Origin of the sequence: Micromonospora sp. NPDC049497 (assembly GCF_044465805.1) — a bacterium.
In the GTDB taxonomy this organism is placed as follows: domain Bacteria; phylum Actinomycetota; class Actinomycetes; order Mycobacteriales; family Micromonosporaceae; genus Micromonospora.
Map to the genome: position 1 here is coordinate 45,845 of NZ_JBITMC010000022.1, position 17,972 is coordinate 63,816.

Sequence of the window (17,972 nt, forward strand, 5' to 3'; positions counted from 1 at the left end):
AATCGCCTGCGGATGGCATCGCTAGAAGAGTCGGCTCGACCGATCGTGCCGCTTTCCCTGCTTGGAATAGTATGTGGAGACGAGGAAGTCGGTGATTCGCTGAATATCCCGAGGGGTGTTCTGAACATCGTTCCAGCGGCGGGGAATCCCGTCCCCCAGATCCCACGTGCCCTCGGTCCAGCGACAGTAGTCGTTGACGGTCTTCAGTCCCGTCGCAAATACCTGAGTGTCCGGCACGTCCTGGCCACTGCCATTCGTGTCGGCGATGGCGTCCATCAGATAGCCCATGCTGATGATCCCAGCGCCATGCATCAGCCGCGACTTGCGAGGGGGCTTACCCCACGCATCCTCACCGAACACCTCCCGCACTGCGGTCCAGAAGTCGCTCAGTACAGTCACCATCAGTCCGATGTTGGGCAATGTGCTGTCGCTGCCACGGAAGCGATACAGGACGCCATCCGAGATGCTGTTCTCGAGCATGCGCAGCATGGAGTTGTCTTTGATGACGCCGGCAGGATTCGTCGGGGTTTGAATCATGTGACGCAGCGGTGAACGTTCGTCGAAGTTAAGGCGCTCGAGAACCGTTGCGGGGAGCTGCCGTACGCGAAGCTGGTTCGGCAGCGGGCCAGAGGCGGCCGGGAGCAGCTCGTGAATGAGGCCCTTTGGAAGCGGCTTGGTCGAGTTAACGAGGATGAACTGCGAACGGTGGTCAGCCTGGTCGGCGGTGATGAAGGCAGTGACGCAGATCGGGAAGGCCGCGACGTCTGCATCCCGGATGGCCGCGGAACGCTGCTGGCCGTCCACGATGAAGCCTGGCTTGTCGGCGTCCTCCCAGTCGTCGCTGACAGGTACCAGGAGAGTTCCTGAGCGCACGTAGCGAGGGCCGTCAGTAGGGGTGTCAGCCGGAACGAAGCGAACTCGGTCGTCGAAGGCCACCACGATCGCGTTAGGCAGCAGGGGGCTGTCGTCGGACTCCACATAGCGCCGGATCGCGGCCACGTGCGCGAGGACCTCTGGCCGTTGGTAGCCATGTAAGCGTTGCTCGTTGTCGCGCCGAACCCGCGAAACGGCGGCGAACGACGGGACTTGCTTCCCGTCCACTGCGAAGGTGTAGAGACGGCGATTTGGGCCCTGCCTGATCTCGAGAGCGGGGAGGTGTAGCACGTTCTTTTGGTTCTCCGCCTCGATCATTCCGCTCTTTCGGCCCTGCTTAGTCACGATCGTCTTCTCCAAGCTGCCGGCGCACTCGCTGGCCGAACACGTGTAGGTTGTGGAAGCCCCGACGCTTGTTACGCTCGGCGCCGCGGAAGATGATGACTTCAATTCCTACTGATGCACAGATCGTGCAGTCGCAGGCCCGCCACGGCCGGTTCTCAAGAGTCTCGCGGTATTGGCTGGTCCGATCAGCCTTGCGATCCCACACGGCGCTATAGGCCGCTAGGGCATCTAGGGCGGCGTCCACGTCGACCTCGTCCTTATCGAACTGGCGAAGGCGAGTCAGTGCCATGCGTTCCAATTGCATGGCGTGCCCTTGGCTGATCTCGCCGGAGCGAATTCTTGCTTTAAGTTTCGCGTTCCCGTCAACCTGGGGGACGCGGAGTGCCACGAAGGTCCGATCGGGAGCGTAGTAATTGTCTCGGTCATCCTTGAACGCCTGCCGGAAGGGTGAGGTGCTGTCGAAACTCCTCACGCCATGGTCAGCGAAAGTTGGGATCTTTTCGCAACGGCTGATTCCCAGGAGATGCAACTCTGTATCGGACTCTCGTACGTCATCGATCATCTGCAGGCAGGCTAGGATCTCATTCGTCTTGAGAGGCACCATGCCCCCGAGGGCGATGCGGCGATATCCGATCCGTTGCAGTTCCTTCACAGCGTAGGCGTAGGACTCCGGGCTCCAACCCTGAGCGACCCCAAGCGGAGTGAAGTGGACATCGCTTGCGCTACACCGCCTCCAAAAATCGGCGGCCAAGTCGAGAGTGATCTGTTGTCTGCGCACCCATTCTTCGGCGGCATTATCAGTACGAACGATCTTCGGATCGTACTGAAAGATTACATGATCGACTGAGATGCCGTAATCGAATCCGCACCCCTCGTAGAAGCCCACCACCTCCTCAACGCTGTACGGCGGGTACTCTTCTGCGGCGTACGAGAAGGCACCGCAATCGCCCATGATCTTCAAGGGTGCACTCCCGTTGTTGAGACGAAAGAACTCCCTTGCCCCTTGCCGGTACAGGCGGTGGCGCTGGGGTCCGGTGTACTTGCCAGTGCTGGAACTGGCGGTCCCGTCCACGATGGCCTTGGACACCAGGAGGCCGTTGAACGGTGGTGGCTTCAGCACTTCGTGCGCGTACAGATCGTCGCGTTGGCGCACCCGGAACGGGTCGCGTTCCTCACTGAGGAAGTCGAACGTGGGGTCTACCTGGTCCTGACTGTCAGGAAAGAAGAACTTCATCGAATTCCCGCCCGTTCGTTCAGGTAGACGCGGATGAGATAGTTGGACAACTCCTGCACATGGCGGGACAGGTTTTCAATCTCGTTCCACCGAAGGTTGAGCTCGTCCCACTTTCCCCCTGTCCACTGACAATGCGGCGCAATCACCGCGAGGTGTTTGCTGACCAGTTCCGGTGCCTCGGGGAGACGGGCATCCACCGTGCCCAACACCCGATCCATCAGTCGTCCCATGGCCCGTATGCCTGCTCCGTGCATGAGCCGGCTCTTGCTCGGTGGCTTGGCCCATGCGTCAGGAAAGGTGTCACGGACCGCTGACCAATAGGTGCAGAGCGCCTGGAGGATTCCGTCGAAGTCGGTCTCGTTGCGGGTGACGTCGCGGTACGGGAAGAGGCACCCAGCCGGCGAGGTGAGGCTCTCCTGGATCATCTCGACGACGACGGTGTCGGTGATCACCGCGTTCGGTGCCTGCTGCCGGTTGGTCGACGCCCGTTTGATCAGCCCGTAGAAGGGCGATGCCTTGTCGCCGTTCAGGACGTCGCACAGAGCTGAGGGTGCCTTCCGTATGGCGAGTCGGGGAGGTAGCGGGCTGTCGACCTCCGGCAGGAGTTCGGTCACCAGGCCACGCGGTAGCGGGCGGGTGTTGTTGATGCGCAGGAACTGGTCGCGCTGGAAACTGACGCTGTCCGCCACGAAGGCGGTCACCGGCACCGGAAACTGCTGCCGCTGGGTACGGGACAGCGCGAGGGCCCGTTGCTGCCCGTCTACGATCCATGCGGGCTTGGGCTTGCCGGGTTGCGTCAAGGGAATGTTCAGTAGCCCGGAGGTGGCGAGTCCGTCCGCGGCACCCGGTCCTCTGCTCGACTGGAACCGTACGTTGGAGGACAGGGCCAGGATGATGGGATTGGGAAAGAGGGCAGCTTCGCTGTCGAGGTAGTCGACGATCTCTTGTATGTGTTTCCGCACCTGCGGGCGTTGGTAGCCGATCAGCTTCCCGGCGTCGTCCCGACTCACGCGGGAGATGTCCGCGATCTGGAGGACCTCTTCCGCTTGTAGCGTGAAGAGATAGAGGGCCGGGGTGCCGGGCTGCGCGATTCGCAGGGCACGGCGCGCGATGGTCTTGGGATCGTGTGCGGGCGGCATCAGCAGCGCACATCCAACGAGATCTCGTCGAACAGTTGCCTGAAACGTGCCTGCTCGCATGACTTGCCGGAGTCTCGTAGCTGTCGAAGCAGGCGCGTTGCCGAGGTTCGCCCGGCGCCTGCGAGCGGCCGGATGAAGGCCTTGACCTCGTCGTCGGTCATGCGCTCGCGATGAGCCCGAGGCGTCGGCTCGGGTGCTGTGGCTGCCAGTTCGTAGGCCAGGGCGCGGAGGTGGGAGCGGCGGTGGGTGCCGGAGTCCGTGGTAATAGCGCCGACGAGGCGTTGCGCGACCCGGACGTTGAGGGCGAGCAGGCTGCCGCCGACCGCCGGCCTCATCCGAGCGGTCACCCCAACGACCAGTTTGTTCAGGTCGGGATCCGGCTGGGTCGGTCCGATGATCGTCAGCCGTTGTGGGTCGCGTAGTTGCCCTGCCGCCCTTCGGAGATCATCACTGCACGGCCGGAGGTAGGTGTCCGATAGGACGGCGATGATCGTGTCGTCTGGGTTCTTTCGGGCGAGGTCGTAGAACGACCGGGGGGACCCGGGCTCCGGGCCCACCCACTCGCTCAGCCCGCGCCACCAGTCGCGGTTTTCGGTCGAGCTCCGCCCGACCGAGTCTTCAGCTCGCAATGCGAAAGTCGCGGCGTAGGGGCGGACGTGAGCGGTGGTAGGAATCAATCCGTACCCGGCCGAGCAAACCCAGAGTTGCGCCTCCACGCGTGCAGAGGTGGCCAATCGACGCGCTGCCGCCCAGTGCTCACCGGCATAGAGTGACGTGGCGGCAGTGGAAGGTTGGCCGGGTTCGGAGAGTCGTCGTATCCACTCCGTGAGCCTCTGCCTCGGCAGGTAGTCCGACAGGGCTCCGACGCGCAGGGCGGCGGGCACCGTAAGATTCTTACGGTTTGCGCAGGTCACGACGATGTGAACGCGCGCCGGCGCTTCCGCCGGCCTACTATCCACGGACGCGCCCGACCGATGATCGTCGCTCGCCGCTTCCGTCACGGGGCATCGCCCCGGTAGATGGCGCCCGAGGTGCAGGTTTCCCTGACCATGATGGCCGACAGCGGCAGCTGGTCGATAAGCCTCACCCAAATCCACCGCGCCAGCACCTCGCTGGTCGGGTTCTCGAGCCCCGGCACCTCGTTCAGGTAGTAGTGGTCCAGTTGGTCCAGGAGGGGCCGGAACGCCGCCTTGATGTCACCGAAGTCCATCACCCATCCGGACGACGCTCCGACCTCGCCACGCACGTGCAGTTCAACGCGGTAGGAGTGGCCGTGGAGGCGAGCGCACTTGTGACCCTCGGGCACGTGCGGCAAGCGATGCGCGGCTTCGAAGGTGAACTCACGGAAGACTTCCATTAGGCGATCCCGATGTATTTGTGTGTCTGAAGGCTCAGCGACCATTGAGGATGGGCAAGGCAGTAGTTGATGGCGGCCTGCGTGTTCGCCGCCTGGTCCGGTCCGTCCATGGGCTGAAGGAGAAAGTGGGCGAAGTCCAGACCTTCGAAACGTTCAGGCTCCGCGCCGGGTTGGGGGTAAACGAGCTTGAGATCGTTACCCTCGGTGAGGACCAGTTCGGCGCCGGCCTTCGGACTGACGCAGATCCAGTCGATGCCGGCGGGCGCGAGCCGCGTCCCGTTCGTCTCGATAGCCACCTCGAACCCTTCTTCGTGAAGTGCCTCGACGGCAGCAGCATCGAGTTGCAGTAGTGGCTCTCCGCCAGTACAGACGACGTACGGCCTGCTCTTCGGGTGGGCTGCACCGGCCCACGCCTTGGCCACGGCTGCAGCCAGGTCTTGGGCGGACCTGAAGCGGCCACCGCCCGGCCCGTCAGTACCTACGAAGTCTGTGTCGCAGAACTGACATATGGCTCGGTGGCGGTCTGTCTCGCGGCCAGTCCAGAGGTTGCAACTCGTGAACCGGCAGAAGACCGCGGGTCGCCCGGCATGGGTACCTTCGCCCTGCAGCGTGTAGAAGATCTCTTTGATGCGGTACGCGGATCTCATGACACGCTGTTGACGGCGGGGTCTGACATGCCGAGTTCAGCGAAGCCGCGGGTACGCAGGAGGCAGGAGTCGCAGGTGCCACACGGCCGGCCGTCGACGGGGTCGTAGCAGCTGTGGGTGAGCGAGTAATCGACACCGAGGCTGAGGCCCAGCCGAATGGTGTCTGCCTTCGTCAGGGCGATGAGGGGAGTATGGACCTTCAACCGCTGACTGCCCTCGACGCCAGCCTTGGTGGCGAGGTTCGCCATCCGTTCGTATGCCTCGATGTACTCCGGCCGGCAGTCCGGGTAGCCGCTGTAGTCGAGAGCGCTTACCCCAATGAAGACATCGGAGGCCCCAAGGGTCTCCGCCCAGGCAAGCGCGAACGAGAGGAAGATGGTGTTCCGAGCTGGCACGTAGGTGATCGGGATCTCGCTGCCGAGTTCCTCGGCGCTTCCGTGGTGAGGCACAGCGAGGTTGTCGTCGGTCAGTGCGGAACCGCCAAAGATCCTTAGATCGATGTCCGCGACCACGTGGCGGGTCGCTCCGAGAGCCTTCGCGACCCGTCCGGCGGCTTCGAGTTCTACGGTATGCCGTTGCCCGTAGCGGAAGCTGAGGGCGTTAACCTCGAACCCCTCTTTGGCGGCCACAGCAAGGGCTGTGGCCGAGTCCAGGCCGCCGCTTAGCAGTACTACCGCTTGGGGCTTGGATGCCGACATCTGAGGCTCCTCGCTTCGTCGTTGGTCGAGAAACTGCAGTAGCTTGCTCCGCCGGTGATGCGTAGTTACTGCTCGCAGGTTGCGTCACGTTACCCGAGTACTGCGCGTTGTCGAAAGGTGGCCAGGGCGTGTCCATCGCGCTCGGCTAGACAGGCTCCGCGGCCATCGGCCGCGAACCGACCGGCCGGCTGGCTGAGTCGGTTGGAGTTCGCGAGCAGGGCAGCCGAGAGGTCGGAGCGGGTCACACGGGCACTCGGAGTTTGTCTGCGACCATCCACCAGTTGAGCTCGGGAGGCAGCGGAGTCACGATGACGCCCGCCTCCCGGAGGAGCCGTAGGTGCTGGTCGTAGCTCGGGTGCGCGGCAAGCTGCGCCTTAACGTTCGGGAACGCGTAGACCGGGATGTTAGCGCCGAGCGCTTCATTCAGGATGCCGAGCGCGAGGGTGTCGTTGATCCCCTGAGCCCACTTGTTGATGACGTTGAAGGTGACCGGTACGACGGCAACGGCGGTCCCCGGAGGGTGCGGCTCCGGGTCGCCGGGCATCCGCCACTCGACCCGGACCGGATGGCCGGTCTGTCGCCCTATCGCGTCCCGGTCGATCCAGTTGGCAGCGGTCGGCGTAGCGGTGAGGCAGACGATCCATCCGTCTTCCTGCAACAACTCAATGAGCTCCGTGATGCGCAGCACGGGAGGAGCGGCGCAGGCGACCAGGTACAGCACGCCCCTTTGAGTCACGCGAGCAGCCCGGCCCGTTCTGCCAGCGGCCGCAGCCCTGGTGTCGCCCCTCGTCGCTCCTTCGTCAGCAGGTCGAGCAGGAGCGTGCGGGCCTGAACGTTGGCGTGGACCACCTCCCCGGCTATCCGCTCGGCTTCGAGCAGGTGCAACACGGAGATGGTCATGTCGCCAGACGACATCATCGCCGCTGCCGCCAGGTCGACGTGTACCTGTGCCCTTCGGCCAACCAGCACCGCGGGCAGCCGAGAGGTGTCGAGCCGCGCTCCGATCTCCAGCGCTCGGCCCGCGTTTCCCGCCCGCACCGCGGCGGAGACCGCGTGGATGACGACGTTGGTCGGGCCGAAGCCTGTCCACAACCGGTTGCGGTCAGAGCCCAGCCTCGTTGCCAGTCCTTCGGCCTGCGCCAGGAACTGACCTGTTTCCTTCGGTTTGTCCTGTCCGGTTGTCATTACGGCGGCAAGAAGCAGCAATGCCCCCTGAGCGGAGAGTAGGTCGGGATCGCTCACAGGGGCAGCAGTGGTCAGCCGAGCAATACTGGCCCGCACGACCTGCTCGGCTTCGGTTGCCCGTCCGGGTAGCCGCATGAGACCGCACGCCGCCTGGTACGCCGCAATGGCTGCGAGCGCCTGGTCGTCCGCGAGTCGCGCTGCGGTGGAAGCCCGATCGGCGGTCAACAGGGCGGTGTCACCGTCGCCCACCTTGGCCGCCAGCTTTGACGCCCCGATGTAGGCGGCGGCTAGCAGCCGGAAGGCGTTGCTGCGATGCATCCCGGTGGACCTGCTGGCCACGTCCGTCGCCTGGCTGAGCACCTCTGGCAGCAAGCGGGCGACGGATGTGTAGCTCGCCCGCTGGTAGAGGTTGTGCACTCGGCCGACGCTCCGCCGCACCTCGACGAGCGACTGAAGTGGCCCAGCGGGGGCGGCCAGGTAGCTGGTGAGTAACGCTCGGAGGTCGTTTAGCATGTCCCGCCGGTCAGCGCCGGAAGCGGGATTACGAGTCTGATCTTGCATGGCCTGCCCTCGATGCGCTGCCATCGACACGTCGACGAACATGCCGTCGAGTTGTTCGAGCGTAACTCCCAACGCGGACGCGATACGGGTTCGATGCCAAGGCTGAGGATCCGTCTCGGCGTTCTCCCAGCGCACCACGGTTGACCGCTCCACGCCGAGAATCTCGGCCAGGCGCTCCTGGCTGTACCCCAGGGCTCTGCGCCGCTGGCAGAGCCGGTGTCGCTTAAGGGACACGGCCGACCTCCCTCCGCATGCCGCCACTCTAGTAACAGTCCGTCGATTAGGCGGGTGCGGAGACGCCTCATTTCTGCGTCACCGAAGCCCCTCGGACGCTGTAGTTCCTGGTCAGCTTTTTGTTGAAGCTGGGCGCATGGCCCGGGGCGGGTGCCGGGCTCCGGAACTGCGTCGACCCGAACGACACGGCTCCGTCTCCGCCCGCCCCGGCGCCAATCCACCTGCCAACAGGGGGCCCTTCCGCTACCGGATCCGACAACAAGGTGCCCCTCCCTAAATCTCGGAGCCGGCATGCCCACCCTGCTCGACGACTTCCCGGTCCTCACCCCCCTCACCGACGAGGACCTGACCTACGCTCTGCGCGCGGTCACCACCCACGCCCCTGAGAGTTGGCCGCAGGGCGAGCTGTGTCGCAGCGAGCGCGTCCCGTACCCCTGCCGCCTCGCCCGCTGGGGCCGCGCCACCCTCCAAGCCGCCGGCCTCACCGAAACCGAGCTCACCGAGGGTGCAGCGGCATGACCCCAAGGGAAGCCGTCACCCAGTGGCTGCGCCTCGTCGTGGCGGACGCCGAGCTGTCCCCGTACCTCGTCGGGGTCGAGCTGGACCGGCTCGCCGCGCACCTGACGGCGAGCCTCGCCGCGGCGCTGCGCGGCGAGCCGGCGGAGGATGCCTGGCGCGGCCTGGGCCTGTCGGAGGCCCAGCACCGGCGGATCGTCGACTACCTGGCCGGGGTGCTCTGGGCGCTCGACCTGCCCGACGACCGGATCGCCCGCGCCCGGCGGGCCTTCGCCGGCGAGGTGGACGCGTGAACCTCACCGACGCCTGGGAGGCGACCGTCGACACCGGAGACGACAACTTCTGGTGCACCCTGGAAGACCGCCGCCCCGGGCTGCTCCCCGAGCAGGACGCGCCGCTGCTCTTCGCCGCGCTCGGCCGCCTGACCAGCGGCGGCGACGGCCCGGCCGGGCGGGCGGCGCTGCTGACGGTGCTCGGCTGCGCGTACCGCCGACACGACCTGCTGCCGCACGCCGCCACGATCGGCGACGCGCTGCTCGCCGCCGTCGCCCGCCACGCCCGCCCACTGTGGACGCCGTCGCTCACCGAGGTCTGGGAGCGCGCCGGCCGCCGCGCCGCCGAGGCCGTGCGCCGCGCCGCCGGCCGCGTGGGCGACGGCCCGGCCTGGTGGCCCGCCCAGGTCATCGGCCACGACCGGCCGTGCGACACCATCGCCATCCTGACCGTACGCCCGTGGCGGCGCCTGCCGCATCGACCCGGCCAGGCGGTCCCGGTGTGCACGCCGCGCCGGCCCGGCCGCTGGCGCTGGCTCTCCCCGGCCAACGCCCCGCGCCCCGACGGCACCGTCGAGCTGCACGTCCGCGCCGTCCCCGCCGGCACCGTCTCCCACAGCCTCGTCCACGAAGTACGCCCCGGCGAGCTGCTCTGGCTCGGCCCGCCCCGCGACACCGGGCTGTCTCTGGACCCGCTCTCGCGCCGCGACCTGCTGCTCGTGGCCGGTGGCACGGGGCTGGCGCCGCTGCGCGCCCTGGTCGAGCAGGTCGCTGCACCCGACGGTCGGCGGGTGACCCTGGTCGTCGGTGCGCGCACCTTCGTCGAGCTCTACGACGCGATCACCCTCGACAAGCTCCAGCGCGCCCACGACTGGCTGACCGTGGTGCCCGCCTTCAGTCACGACCCGTGCGCCGAGCCGGCCGAGCAGGGCGACGCCCTCACCATCGCCCTCGACCACCACCACCCCGGCCAGGACGTCCACCTCTGCGGACCGCCGGCCATGCTGGCCGGTGCCCGACTGCGGCTGCTCGCCGTCGGTATCCCCCGCGACCGCATCCACCTGCCCGGCATCCCTGGTCACTGATGGCCGTCTACCGCAGCCGGCACGCCCTCGCCGGGCTGCTGACCCCCGACCGGATCGCCGCCGTCGAGCTGCCCCGCACCCGGCTCGGCCGTCGCGGCTACGAACCGGACGCCGTCCACGCGCTGCTGGATCGCCTCGTCCACGAACTGGAGCACCGGGCCCACCAGCTCGACCTCGCCCGTGACGAGAACTGCCGCGTCAAACAGGCCCTCCGCACCTGGCAGAGCGAGCGGGTCGGCGCCGCGGGCGGGGAAGGCCGCGGCTGAGGCGGTCAGGCGTAGGTGTCGCCGAACTCGCGGACGCCGTCGACCTCCAGCGTGACCCGGCTGTTGTCGGTCCACTGACCGGTCGCCTCCCGCCAGCTCGGGTCGTCACGCTCGTTGATGTCGGTCCAGCTGTGCCGGTGGTGGCGCAGGTAGATCGGCCCGGACGACTCGCCAGCAGCGAGCACCCCGCCGGTGAAGGTCAGCTCCACCCAGCCGGGGACCGGCGTGCCCGGCAGCGGGTACCGGGTCGGCGTCGGGGTGGGCGTGGGCGTGCTGCCCGGCGGCGGTGGTGGCGGCGCCGGCGGTGGGAAGAACGCCAGGGCGCGCCGGATGCGGTCGCAGCCCAGCGCCGCCCAGTCGCAGTTCAGCACCAGCGAGGTGTTGCCACCCTCGAACACCAGGTGGTAGCGCACCCGCACGCTGGCCAGGTCGAGTGGTCCGGTGCCGGTGTTGGTCACCTGGAGGACGTGCTGGATCTGGTTGTTCGTGGGCGACCAGTCGAGGTTGAGGTAGCTGACCTTCGCTCGCCCGTACGCGGTGCGGACCAGCGTGACCGGCGAGGGGTCGGAGTAGCCGCCGATCGTGTACGCGCTGATCGCGATGCGGTACTCGCTGCCCGGGGCCAGGTTCGTGAGCGTGATGGTGGTGGAGGTGGTGCTGCCGAGTCCGCGGTAGACGTTGGTGCCCAGCTGCGCCCGCACCTCGTACGTGATCGGCTCCTCGCCGGCCGGTTCGCTGACCCAGGTGGAGCCGGCCCAGGACAGGGTGAGCCGGTGAGGTTCATTGACCGCGACGACCGGGGTGCCGGGGGTGGTGAGCGCCGGGGCGTCGTCCGCGTGGGCGGCGCTGACGGCGAGCTGACCCAGCAGCGCGGCGAGGACTACTGCGACAGTGGTGCGGCGGGCACGCATGGTGAGCAGCGTAGGGGCATCCAATGATGCTTATCAATCGTTAGGGTGTGCGCTGCTCGCTTGATACCCCGGTTTCCCATCACAGGGCATCGGCGAAGACGGGCCGTCGATAGCTTCCGGGATACCTGACATCCCGACCGGTCCTGGGATGTCCAGAACCCGCGAGGGGGTCTACCCGTGTCGCTGCACGACGGTCCCGCCCTGCCCGGCGAACCCGCCCCGATCACCGTCCACACCGAGCGGTGGCGGGCGACGTTGCCCCCGGACGCCTGGCCGACCGGATTCCCGGAGACCGGCGCCGTCTGGCGTCGGAACGTGTTCGCGGTCGCCGACGCCTGGCGCGAGGAAGCGGCGAGCCCGCGCCAGCTCCTCGCCGCCGTCCTGATGTGGGGGTACGGGCCGATCGGCTACGGCCCGTGGCGCGCTGCCCGCTCCCTGAGGGGCGACCCGGACGGCAGCCGCCTGACACGCGCCCTCCACGGCATCGCGGCGGCGCCGCCCGACGAGGAGACGCTGCGTACGGCGTACCAGCGGTTCCGCGATCCGAAGGAGTCCCGCCTGCCATGGCTCGGGCCGGCGTTCTTCACGAAGCTGCTCTACTTCGCCGCTTACCGGCGCGACGCAGAAGGCCGGCACGATGCCAAAAGCCGCCGCGACGCCGAGGGCCTGCGACCGCTGATCCTCGACCGGGTCGTGGCCGGTCGGCTGCCCGCGGAGGCCGGCGTGCGGCGGCGGTCCGGCTGGCTCTCCGAGGAGTGGCTCGCCTACCTGCGCTGGGCCGCCGCGCAGGCGGAGGTCCGGGGAGTCGAGCCGGACGAGGTGGAGATGGCGCTGTTCCACGACCGATGGCCGCCCTCGGACGCCGGCCCGGCCGGCGTCCGACCGGCAGCCGAATGATCGGCAGCCGAATGAGCGGACCGCGCCGAACGCCGCGCCGCGGCTCAGATCCGCACCGGACATTGCGCCCCGGCACCGAACCCGCCGCGGCGCAATGTCCGACGATCAGCTTCCCTGGCGTTGGACCCGCTCGCTGCCCTCGACCTTGGCCCGGCCGTGATCGCGTTCGGTGCTCGACGTGCCGGTCGCGGCCCGCAGGTGCCGGCGCTCCGGCGAGCGTTCGACCTCGGAGCCTTGGCGGCCTCGCGCGCCGCTGCCCGGATGCCGGCTCGCGCGCGCCGACTCGCCGCCAGGATCATGCTTGTTCGGCTTGTGGCTACCCATGGGGCCCGCGTACCCGGCCAGGTGGCGGCTAGTCGTCGCCGCTCAGGCCGGGGCGGCCAGCCGGGCGTCGAGGGCGTCGAGGTCCGGTACGAACCAGACATGGCCACCCCGGTTCGACTCCTGCACCAGCGCCCGCAGCGCCGACGACGCCGCCAGGTGCGCGGAGATGTCGCCCACGACGACCAGGCGCAGCCGGTAGTTGACGAACTTCTGCATCACGTCACCGGCGAACCGGGTCCCCAGGGAGAAGAAGCGTGGGTCCAGGCGGCTCGCCGGCACGGCCACCACCTCGACGCCGAGGAACGCCGCGCCGACCAGGTCCAGCGCGTCCTGTTCGGTGACGATCGGCGGCCCGTCCGGGTCGCACACCAGCACCTGTACGCCGGCCAGCTCCCGGATGTCGTCAGCCACGGCGCACCAGCCCGTTGTCGCCGTCCAGCACCCCGTCGAGCAGCCGCAGCAGCTCGGCGGTGGCGGTGGCGCCGCCCAGGATCATGATCGTCATGCGCTGTCGCTCCTCGTCGTACACGGTCTGCACCCGCAACGGGTCCGCCGGGTCGTGGTTTGTGTTCGCCCCGGCGAGGACGAGCGTGCCGAGCCGGTCGGCCGCGGCTCGGTCGACACCCTCGATCCGGACGACGCTGGACACCTCGACCGAGGAGATGGCGGCCGATCGAGGCGTGCCGGTCAGCGCGTCGAGGTCGGCGCGGGCGATCCGGTACTGCTTGCCGATCCGCACCGCCCGCAGCCGCCCGGAACGGATGTAGCCGCGCACGGTCCGCACGTGCAGGCACAGCCGCTCCGCCACCTGCTCGACGGAGTACATGTCATTACTCATCGCTCCCTATGGTAGCTCGTCAGGGAACGTTAGGGACAGAAGGGTAATCGTCTCCGGGTCGGCGACCAGGTCGACGGCCACGATCCGGTCGCCCTCCAGCGCGAACCGGAACACCACCCGGGGCTCGCCGCCGACCAGCCACACCGCCCCCGGCGCCCCGTCCACGAGCGCCATGCGGGCCGCCCGCGCCCGACCGGAGAACGTCTCGGCGACGGCGTGCGCTCCGCGTACCTCCGGGGTCGCCCCGGAGGCGACGGCGGCGGCGTCCGCGCGGAGGACGACCTCGGGATCCAGCACCGCGAGCAGCGCCGCGAAGTCGCCGCCGCGCGACGCGGCGAGGAACGCGGCGACCACCTCGCGCTGGCGTGCCGGATCGGGCGCGGCCGAACCCCCACGGACCCGGCGGCGCGCGCGGCTGGCCAGCTGCCGCGCGGCCTCCGGCGTCCGGTTCACGATGGGCGCGATCTCGTCGTACGGGAGGGCGAAGAGATCGTGCAGCACGAACGCGAGCCGTTCGGCGGGGGTCAGCGTCTCCAGCACGACGAGCAGCGCCACCCCGACCGAGTCGGCCAGTTCGACCTCCTGCTCCGGACCGTCGATCGTCCCCGCCCTGACGACCAGGTCCGAGGGCTCCTCCCGACGGGCCCTGCGGGACTGGAGCATGTTCAGGCTGACCCGGGCGACGATCGTGGTGAGCCAGCCGCCCAGGTTCTCGATCCCGTCGGTGCCGGCGCGGCTGGCCCGGATCCACGCCTCCTGGACGGCGTCGTCGGCGTCGCCGGCCGAGCCGAGCAACCGGTACGCCACCGACCGCAGGTGCGCCCGGTGCTCCTCGAACCGCTCGGCCAGCAGATCGGTCCCGTCCATCCCGTCACGTCCCTCCGTCGCGCCCTGTCAGAGAAGATGACCGGCGCGCGGGCGCCGGCGTGACGAGAGGCGAGAAATGAAGACCATCATCATCCCCGTCCGCGACCTGACCAGCGCCAAGGCGCTCTACCGGGAGCTGCTCGGCGTGGCGCCGCACATGGACGAGCCCTGGTACGTGGGCTTCACCGTCGACGGGCAGGAGATCGGTCTCGACCCGCACGGCCACGACAAGGGGATGACCGGCCCGGTCGTGTACCGGCACGTCGACGACATCCACACGATGCGCAAGCTGCTGCTCGACGTCGGCGCCGAGTCGGTGCAGGACGTCACCGACGTCGGCGGCGGCAAGCTGGTCGCCACCGTGCGGGACGCCGACGGCAACCCGATCGGGCTGCTGCAGCCGGCGTGAGGCGACCCGGCCGGGAGGTCGCGCCAGCGGGGCCGGCGTGCTCGGGGGCGCCGGTCCCGGCTGGTCGGGCCTCTGCTCGGCCGAGTCTGTCGGTGTTCTCCGTTACCGTGTGGATCCATGGACCCGCGGCGCGGCGCGACCCTCATCGGGCGCGAACATCCGGCCGCCCTCCTGCGTGCCGAGGTCGACCGCGTGATGGACAGCCACGGTGGGCTCGTCCTGGTCACCGGTGAGCCGGGCATCGGCAAGACGACGCTGGTGACGGCGGCGGCCGAGGAGGCCCGCCGGCGCGGCGCGCTGGTGCTCGGTGCCGCCTGCTGGGACTCCGACAACGCGCCCGGCTACTGGCCCTGGGTGCAGACCGTCCGCGGGCTGCGGCGCTCCGCCGACGACTGGGCGGTGGCCCGGGAGGTCGCCGAACCGGCCCTGGCGATGCTGCTCGGCGAGGCGACCGGCCCGGCCGGCGAGTCCGACGACGACGCCGCGCGCGACGCGTTCGCCCTGTACGACGCGGTGACCACCGCTCTGGTCGCGGTCTCGCAGCGCCGGCCGGTCGTGGTGGTCCTCGACGACCTGCACTGGGCCGACCCGGCGTCGGTGCGGTTGCTGCGGTTCGCCGCCCAGCACACCTGGTTCGAGCGGCTGCTGCTGCTGGGCGCCTACCGCGACGCCGAGGTCGAGATGGCCGACCATCCTCTCGCGCCGCTGCTGGTGCCGCTCACCGCGAAGGCGACCACGGTGACCCTCACCGGGATGTCCCGCGACGAGGTGAGCGCGCTGGTGGTCCGCACGGCGGGACGCGAGGCCGACGCACAGGTGGTCGACGAGATGCACCGCCGCACCGGCGGCAACCCGTTCTTCGTCGAGCAGGCCGCCCGGCTGTGGCGTACCGGCGGGTCGGTCGACCAGGTCGCTCCCGGCGTGCGGGAGGTGATCCGGCAGCGGCTGGCGCAGCTTCCGGCATCGGTGGTCGACACGCTCACCGCCGCGGCGGTGCTCGGCCGGGAGTTTCACCGGGGGCTGCTGGCGGCCGGCGTCGGGCGGCCCGCGGCGCAGGTCGACCGGGACCTGGACCGGGCGGTCACGGCCCGGCTGGTGCTCGACCGGGGCGCCGGCCGTTCCGCGTTCGTGCACGACCTGGTGCGGGAGACCCTGTACGACGAACTGCCGGTGGCCGACCGCCGGGCCCGGCACGCGGCGGTGGTGCGGGCGGTGGACGGCGCGGCGGCGCTCGCCGAGCACCTGGTCCCCGCCGACCTGGCCCGGCACGCCTGGCTCGGCGTGCCCGATCTCCCGCCGGAGCGCGCCGCCGACCTGCTGGTGGCCGCCGGCCGGGAGGCCGGCCGCCGGATGGCCCTGGAGGAGTCGGCGGAGCACCTGCGCCGGGCGCACACGGTCGCGGTGGATCCGGCCCAGCGAGTGCGAATCATGGTGGAGTTGGCCGGGCTGTTGCACCACGCCGGTCGCCGGGACGAGGCGGGTCCGCTGCTCGCCGAGGCCGAACCCCTCGCGCTGACGCTCGACGATCCGGCGGTGCTGGCCCGGGTGGCGCTGACGGTCCACCGCCACCACTGGACGCCGGCCGGGCCGTCGGACCGGGCCGAAGCGATGCTGCGCGAGGCGCACCGACGGCTGGTCGGCGTCTCCGACGAGGAGCCGTCCCTGCCCGCCGTGGTGACCGACCTGGTCACCGTCACCGAGCGGCTCGCCCGGCGGGGCGCCGACGACGAGGCGCTCACCTTCAGCCTGTGGACCCTCCACGACACCACCTGGGGGATGGGCACGGCCGGCGAACGGGCGTCCATCACCGCCGAGATCCGCGACGTGGCCCGCCGGGCGGGCGACGAGGAGACCGTGCTGTGGGCCACCTCGCTGCGCTGGGTCGCGCTCCTCGAACTCGGCGACCCGGGCTACCGGGCGGAGTGGACCGCCTTCGTCCGGGGAGCCGGGGAGAGCGACGCGGTCCGGCACCGGATGGTCGGGGCGATCGACGGCGGCATCGTCGCCGCCTTCCGGGGTGACTTCGCCGCGGCCGGCACGGCCTTCGACGAGCTGGGCGACATGGACGAGTGGCCGGAGGGGGAGCACGGCTTCCTCGGCAAGCACGTGCGGTGGTCGTGGCTGCTGCTCCAGGGCCGGTTCGCCGAGGTCGACGCCCTGCTCGACGGGTTGGCCCCGGCCGACTACCCGTACCTCGCCCTGCTGCGCGGCATCACCGCCGTGGAACGGGGCGACCACGCCGAGGCCGCCCGGCTGGTCGGTGAGATCGAGGCGGCCGGTGTGGCGTACCCGCGTCCGGTGTCGCCGCTGTGGCTGCGCCTGGCCGCCCAGGTCGCCGCCGCCACCGGCGACCCGGGGCGTGGCGACCGGGTGCGGGAGGAGCTGGCACCGTACCGGGGGCAGTGGCTGGTGGCGTTGTTCGGCTGCGACCTGAGCGGCCCGGTCGACCACTGGCTCGCGGCGGTCGACGCGGCGGGCCGACGGTGGGACGAGGCGGTCGTTGGGTTCTCCGCCGCCCGCGACGCCGCCGACCGGATGGGGTCCCGACCGTGGTCGGTGCTCGCCCGCGCCGGCCTGGTCGAGGCGCTGGCCGGTCGGGACGGCCCGGACGACCGGGCCCAGGCTTCCGTGATCCGCGCCGGGGTCCTGCGGGACGCCCGCGAGCTGGGCATGGCCCAGGTGCGTGCCCGGTTCGGCGACACCGGCCCGGCACCCGCCGCCGGCGACGCTCCGCCGCCCGCCGCCGTCGCGCCGGCCTCCCCACCGGCGTACGCGTTCCGCCGCGACGGCCCGGTCTGGGAACTCGCCTGGGACGGCACGGTGGTGCACCTGCCGGACGCGAAGGGCCTGCACGACCTGCGCCTGCTGCTGAGGCGTCCGGGCGTCGACGTGCCGACGGTGGAGCTGCTCGACCCGGCCGCCGGGCCGGAACTGGTGGCCGCCCGCCGCCTCGGCGGCGACCCGGTGCTGGACGACGAGGCGAAGGCCCGCTACCGGCGGCACCTGGACCGGCTCGACGACGAGATCGACCGGGCCGCCGAGCGGGGCGACCGGCGGCGGGTGGACGCCCTCGACGCCGAGCGTGCCGCTCTGCTGCACGAGCTGCGGGCCGCGGCCGGGCTGGCCGGCCGCACCCGCCGCCTGGGCGACGAGTCCGAGCGGGCCCGCAAGGCGGTGACCGGCCGGATCCGGGACACCCTGCGTCGCATCGACGACCGGCACCCCGCGCTCGCCGCCCACCTGCGCGACAGCGTGTCCACCGGCAGCTCCTGCCGGTACCAGCCGGCCACACCGGTGCCCTGGCGGCTGTGACA

The 17,972-nt window shown here is 69.8% G+C and carries 21 protein-coding genes; 7 read left to right on the top strand and 14 right to left on the bottom strand.

The window, feature by feature from the left end; genetic code table 11:
• Nucleotides 1–21: 21 nt before the first annotated feature.
• The 9 genes from dbpB (ACIBR0_RS24680) to ACIBR0_RS24720 all read right to left on the bottom strand — a co-directional run bounded on the left by dbpB (ACIBR0_RS24680) (nt 22) and on the right by ACIBR0_RS24720 (nt 8,273).
• The gene (gene dbpB, locus ACIBR0_RS24680) at nt 22–1,218 is read right to left on the bottom strand and encodes a DGQHR domain-containing protein DpdB (protein ID WP_396719455.1); all 1,197 of its coding nucleotides are present in this window, start codon (nt 1,216–1,218) and stop codon (nt 22–24) included.
• Nucleotides 1,211–2,452 (bottom strand): tRNA-guanine transglycosylase DpdA, encoded by a 1,242-nt coding sequence (gene dpdA / locus ACIBR0_RS24685; protein ID WP_396719457.1) that lies wholly within the window; start codon nt 2,450–2,452, stop codon nt 1,211–1,213. Before dpdA ends, dbpB (ACIBR0_RS24680) begins: the two co-directional genes overlap by 8 nt.
• Nucleotides 2,449–3,591, bottom strand: coding sequence for a DGQHR domain-containing protein DpdB (dbpB, locus tag ACIBR0_RS24690; protein ID WP_396719459.1), 1,143 nt, complete (start codon nt 3,589–3,591; stop codon nt 2,449–2,451). Before dbpB (ACIBR0_RS24690) ends, dpdA begins: the two co-directional genes overlap by 4 nt.
• Entirely contained in the window at nt 3,591–4,475 is an 885-nt protein-coding gene (locus ACIBR0_RS24695) for a hypothetical protein (RefSeq protein WP_396719461.1), read from the bottom strand. Before ACIBR0_RS24695 ends, dbpB (ACIBR0_RS24690) begins: the two co-directional genes overlap by 1 nt.
• Nucleotides 4,476–4,588: 113 nt before the next feature.
• A complete protein-coding gene (gene queD, locus ACIBR0_RS24700) occupies nt 4,589–4,948 on the bottom strand; it encodes a 6-carboxytetrahydropterin synthase QueD (RefSeq protein ID WP_396719463.1) in 360 nt (119 codons plus the stop codon).
• On the bottom strand, nt 4,948–5,595 hold the full coding sequence (gene queE / locus ACIBR0_RS24705) for a 7-carboxy-7-deazaguanine synthase (RefSeq protein WP_396719465.1): 648 nt from the start codon (nt 5,593–5,595) through the stop codon (nt 4,948–4,950). Before queE ends, queD begins: the two co-directional genes overlap by 1 nt.
• Entirely contained in the window at nt 5,592–6,293 is a 702-nt protein-coding gene (gene queC / locus ACIBR0_RS24710) for a 7-cyano-7-deazaguanine synthase QueC (RefSeq protein WP_396719467.1), read from the bottom strand. The genes queE and queC overlap by 4 nt, the downstream gene beginning before the upstream one ends.
• A gap of 241 nt (nt 6,294–6,534) precedes the next feature.
• On the bottom strand, nt 6,535–7,014 hold the full coding sequence (locus ACIBR0_RS24715) for a flavoprotein (RefSeq protein ID WP_396719469.1): 480 nt from the start codon (nt 7,012–7,014) through the stop codon (nt 6,535–6,537).
• 11 nt (nt 7,015–7,025) lie between these two features.
• Complete coding sequence (locus ACIBR0_RS24720; RefSeq protein ID WP_396719471.1) at nt 7,026–8,273, bottom strand: helix-turn-helix transcriptional regulator; 1,248 nt, start codon at nt 8,271–8,273, stop codon at nt 7,026–7,028.
• 291 nt (nt 8,274–8,564) lie between these two features.
• Here ACIBR0_RS24720 and ACIBR0_RS24725 point away from each other — a divergent pair, with 291 nt between their 5' ends.
• The 4 genes from ACIBR0_RS24725 to ACIBR0_RS24740 are packed head-to-tail and all read left to right on the top strand — an operon-like array spanning nt 8,565 to nt 10,412.
• Nucleotides 8,565–8,792: a hypothetical protein gene (locus ACIBR0_RS24725; RefSeq protein WP_396719473.1), complete on the top strand. Its 228-nt coding sequence runs from the start codon at nt 8,565–8,567 to the stop codon at nt 8,790–8,792.
• Nucleotides 8,789–9,082 (top strand): hypothetical protein, encoded by a 294-nt coding sequence (locus tag ACIBR0_RS24730; RefSeq protein WP_396719475.1) that lies wholly within the window; start codon nt 8,789–8,791, stop codon nt 9,080–9,082. Before ACIBR0_RS24725 ends, ACIBR0_RS24730 begins: the two co-directional genes overlap by 4 nt.
• A complete protein-coding gene (locus tag ACIBR0_RS24735) occupies nt 9,079–10,146 on the top strand; it encodes an FAD-binding oxidoreductase (RefSeq protein ID WP_396719477.1) in 1,068 nt (355 codons plus the stop codon). Before ACIBR0_RS24730 ends, ACIBR0_RS24735 begins: the two co-directional genes overlap by 4 nt.
• Nucleotides 10,146–10,412: a DivIVA domain-containing protein gene (locus tag ACIBR0_RS24740; protein WP_396719479.1), complete on the top strand. Its 267-nt coding sequence runs from the start codon at nt 10,146–10,148 to the stop codon at nt 10,410–10,412. Before ACIBR0_RS24735 ends, ACIBR0_RS24740 begins: the two co-directional genes overlap by 1 nt.
• A gap of 5 nt (nt 10,413–10,417) precedes the next feature.
• Here the strand turns inward: ACIBR0_RS24740 and ACIBR0_RS24745 are convergent, their stop codons facing one another.
• Complete coding sequence (locus tag ACIBR0_RS24745; RefSeq protein ID WP_396719481.1) at nt 10,418–11,323, bottom strand: fibronectin type III domain-containing protein; 906 nt, start codon at nt 11,321–11,323, stop codon at nt 10,418–10,420.
• A 177-nt stretch (nt 11,324–11,500) separates the two neighbouring features.
• On the opposite strand from ACIBR0_RS24745, the gene ACIBR0_RS24750 reads away from it, so the two are divergent.
• Nucleotides 11,501–12,220 carry a hypothetical protein gene (locus ACIBR0_RS24750; protein ID WP_396719483.1) on the top strand — a complete coding sequence of 240 codons (720 nt, stop codon included), beginning with the start codon at nt 11,501–11,503 and terminating at the stop codon, nt 12,218–12,220.
• Nucleotides 12,221–12,325: 105 nt separating this feature from the next.
• Here ACIBR0_RS24750 and ACIBR0_RS24755 read toward each other — a convergent pair whose 3' ends face one another.
• The 4 genes from ACIBR0_RS24755 to ACIBR0_RS24770 are packed head-to-tail and all read right to left on the bottom strand — an operon-like array spanning nt 12,326 to nt 14,249.
• The gene (locus ACIBR0_RS24755; RefSeq protein ID WP_396719484.1) at nt 12,326–12,544 is read right to left on the bottom strand and encodes a hypothetical protein; all 219 of its coding nucleotides are present in this window, start codon (nt 12,542–12,544) and stop codon (nt 12,326–12,328) included.
• A gap of 42 nt (nt 12,545–12,586) precedes the next feature.
• Nucleotides 12,587–12,955 carry a DUF4180 domain-containing protein gene (locus ACIBR0_RS24760; RefSeq protein WP_396719486.1) on the bottom strand — a complete coding sequence of 123 codons (369 nt, stop codon included), beginning with the start codon at nt 12,953–12,955 and terminating at the stop codon, nt 12,587–12,589.
• Nucleotides 12,948–13,382: a helix-turn-helix domain-containing protein gene (locus ACIBR0_RS24765; RefSeq protein ID WP_396719488.1), complete on the bottom strand. Its 435-nt coding sequence runs from the start codon at nt 13,380–13,382 to the stop codon at nt 12,948–12,950. Before ACIBR0_RS24765 ends, ACIBR0_RS24760 begins: the two co-directional genes overlap by 8 nt.
• Before the next feature lie 6 nt (nt 13,383–13,388).
• Nucleotides 13,389–14,249, bottom strand: coding sequence for a sigma-70 family RNA polymerase sigma factor (locus tag ACIBR0_RS24770; protein WP_396719490.1), 861 nt, complete (start codon nt 14,247–14,249; stop codon nt 13,389–13,391).
• A gap of 76 nt (nt 14,250–14,325) precedes the next feature.
• On the opposite strand from ACIBR0_RS24770, the gene ACIBR0_RS24775 reads away from it, so the two are divergent.
• Nucleotides 14,326–14,658, top strand: a complete 333-nt coding sequence (locus ACIBR0_RS24775) for a VOC family protein (protein WP_396719492.1) — start codon at nt 14,326–14,328, stop codon at nt 14,656–14,658.
• A 117-nt stretch (nt 14,659–14,775) separates the two neighbouring features.
• Complete coding sequence (locus tag ACIBR0_RS24780) at nt 14,776–17,970, top strand: ATP-binding protein (protein WP_396719494.1); 3,195 nt, start codon at nt 14,776–14,778, stop codon at nt 17,968–17,970.
• Nucleotides 17,971–17,972 lie beyond the last annotated feature (2 nt).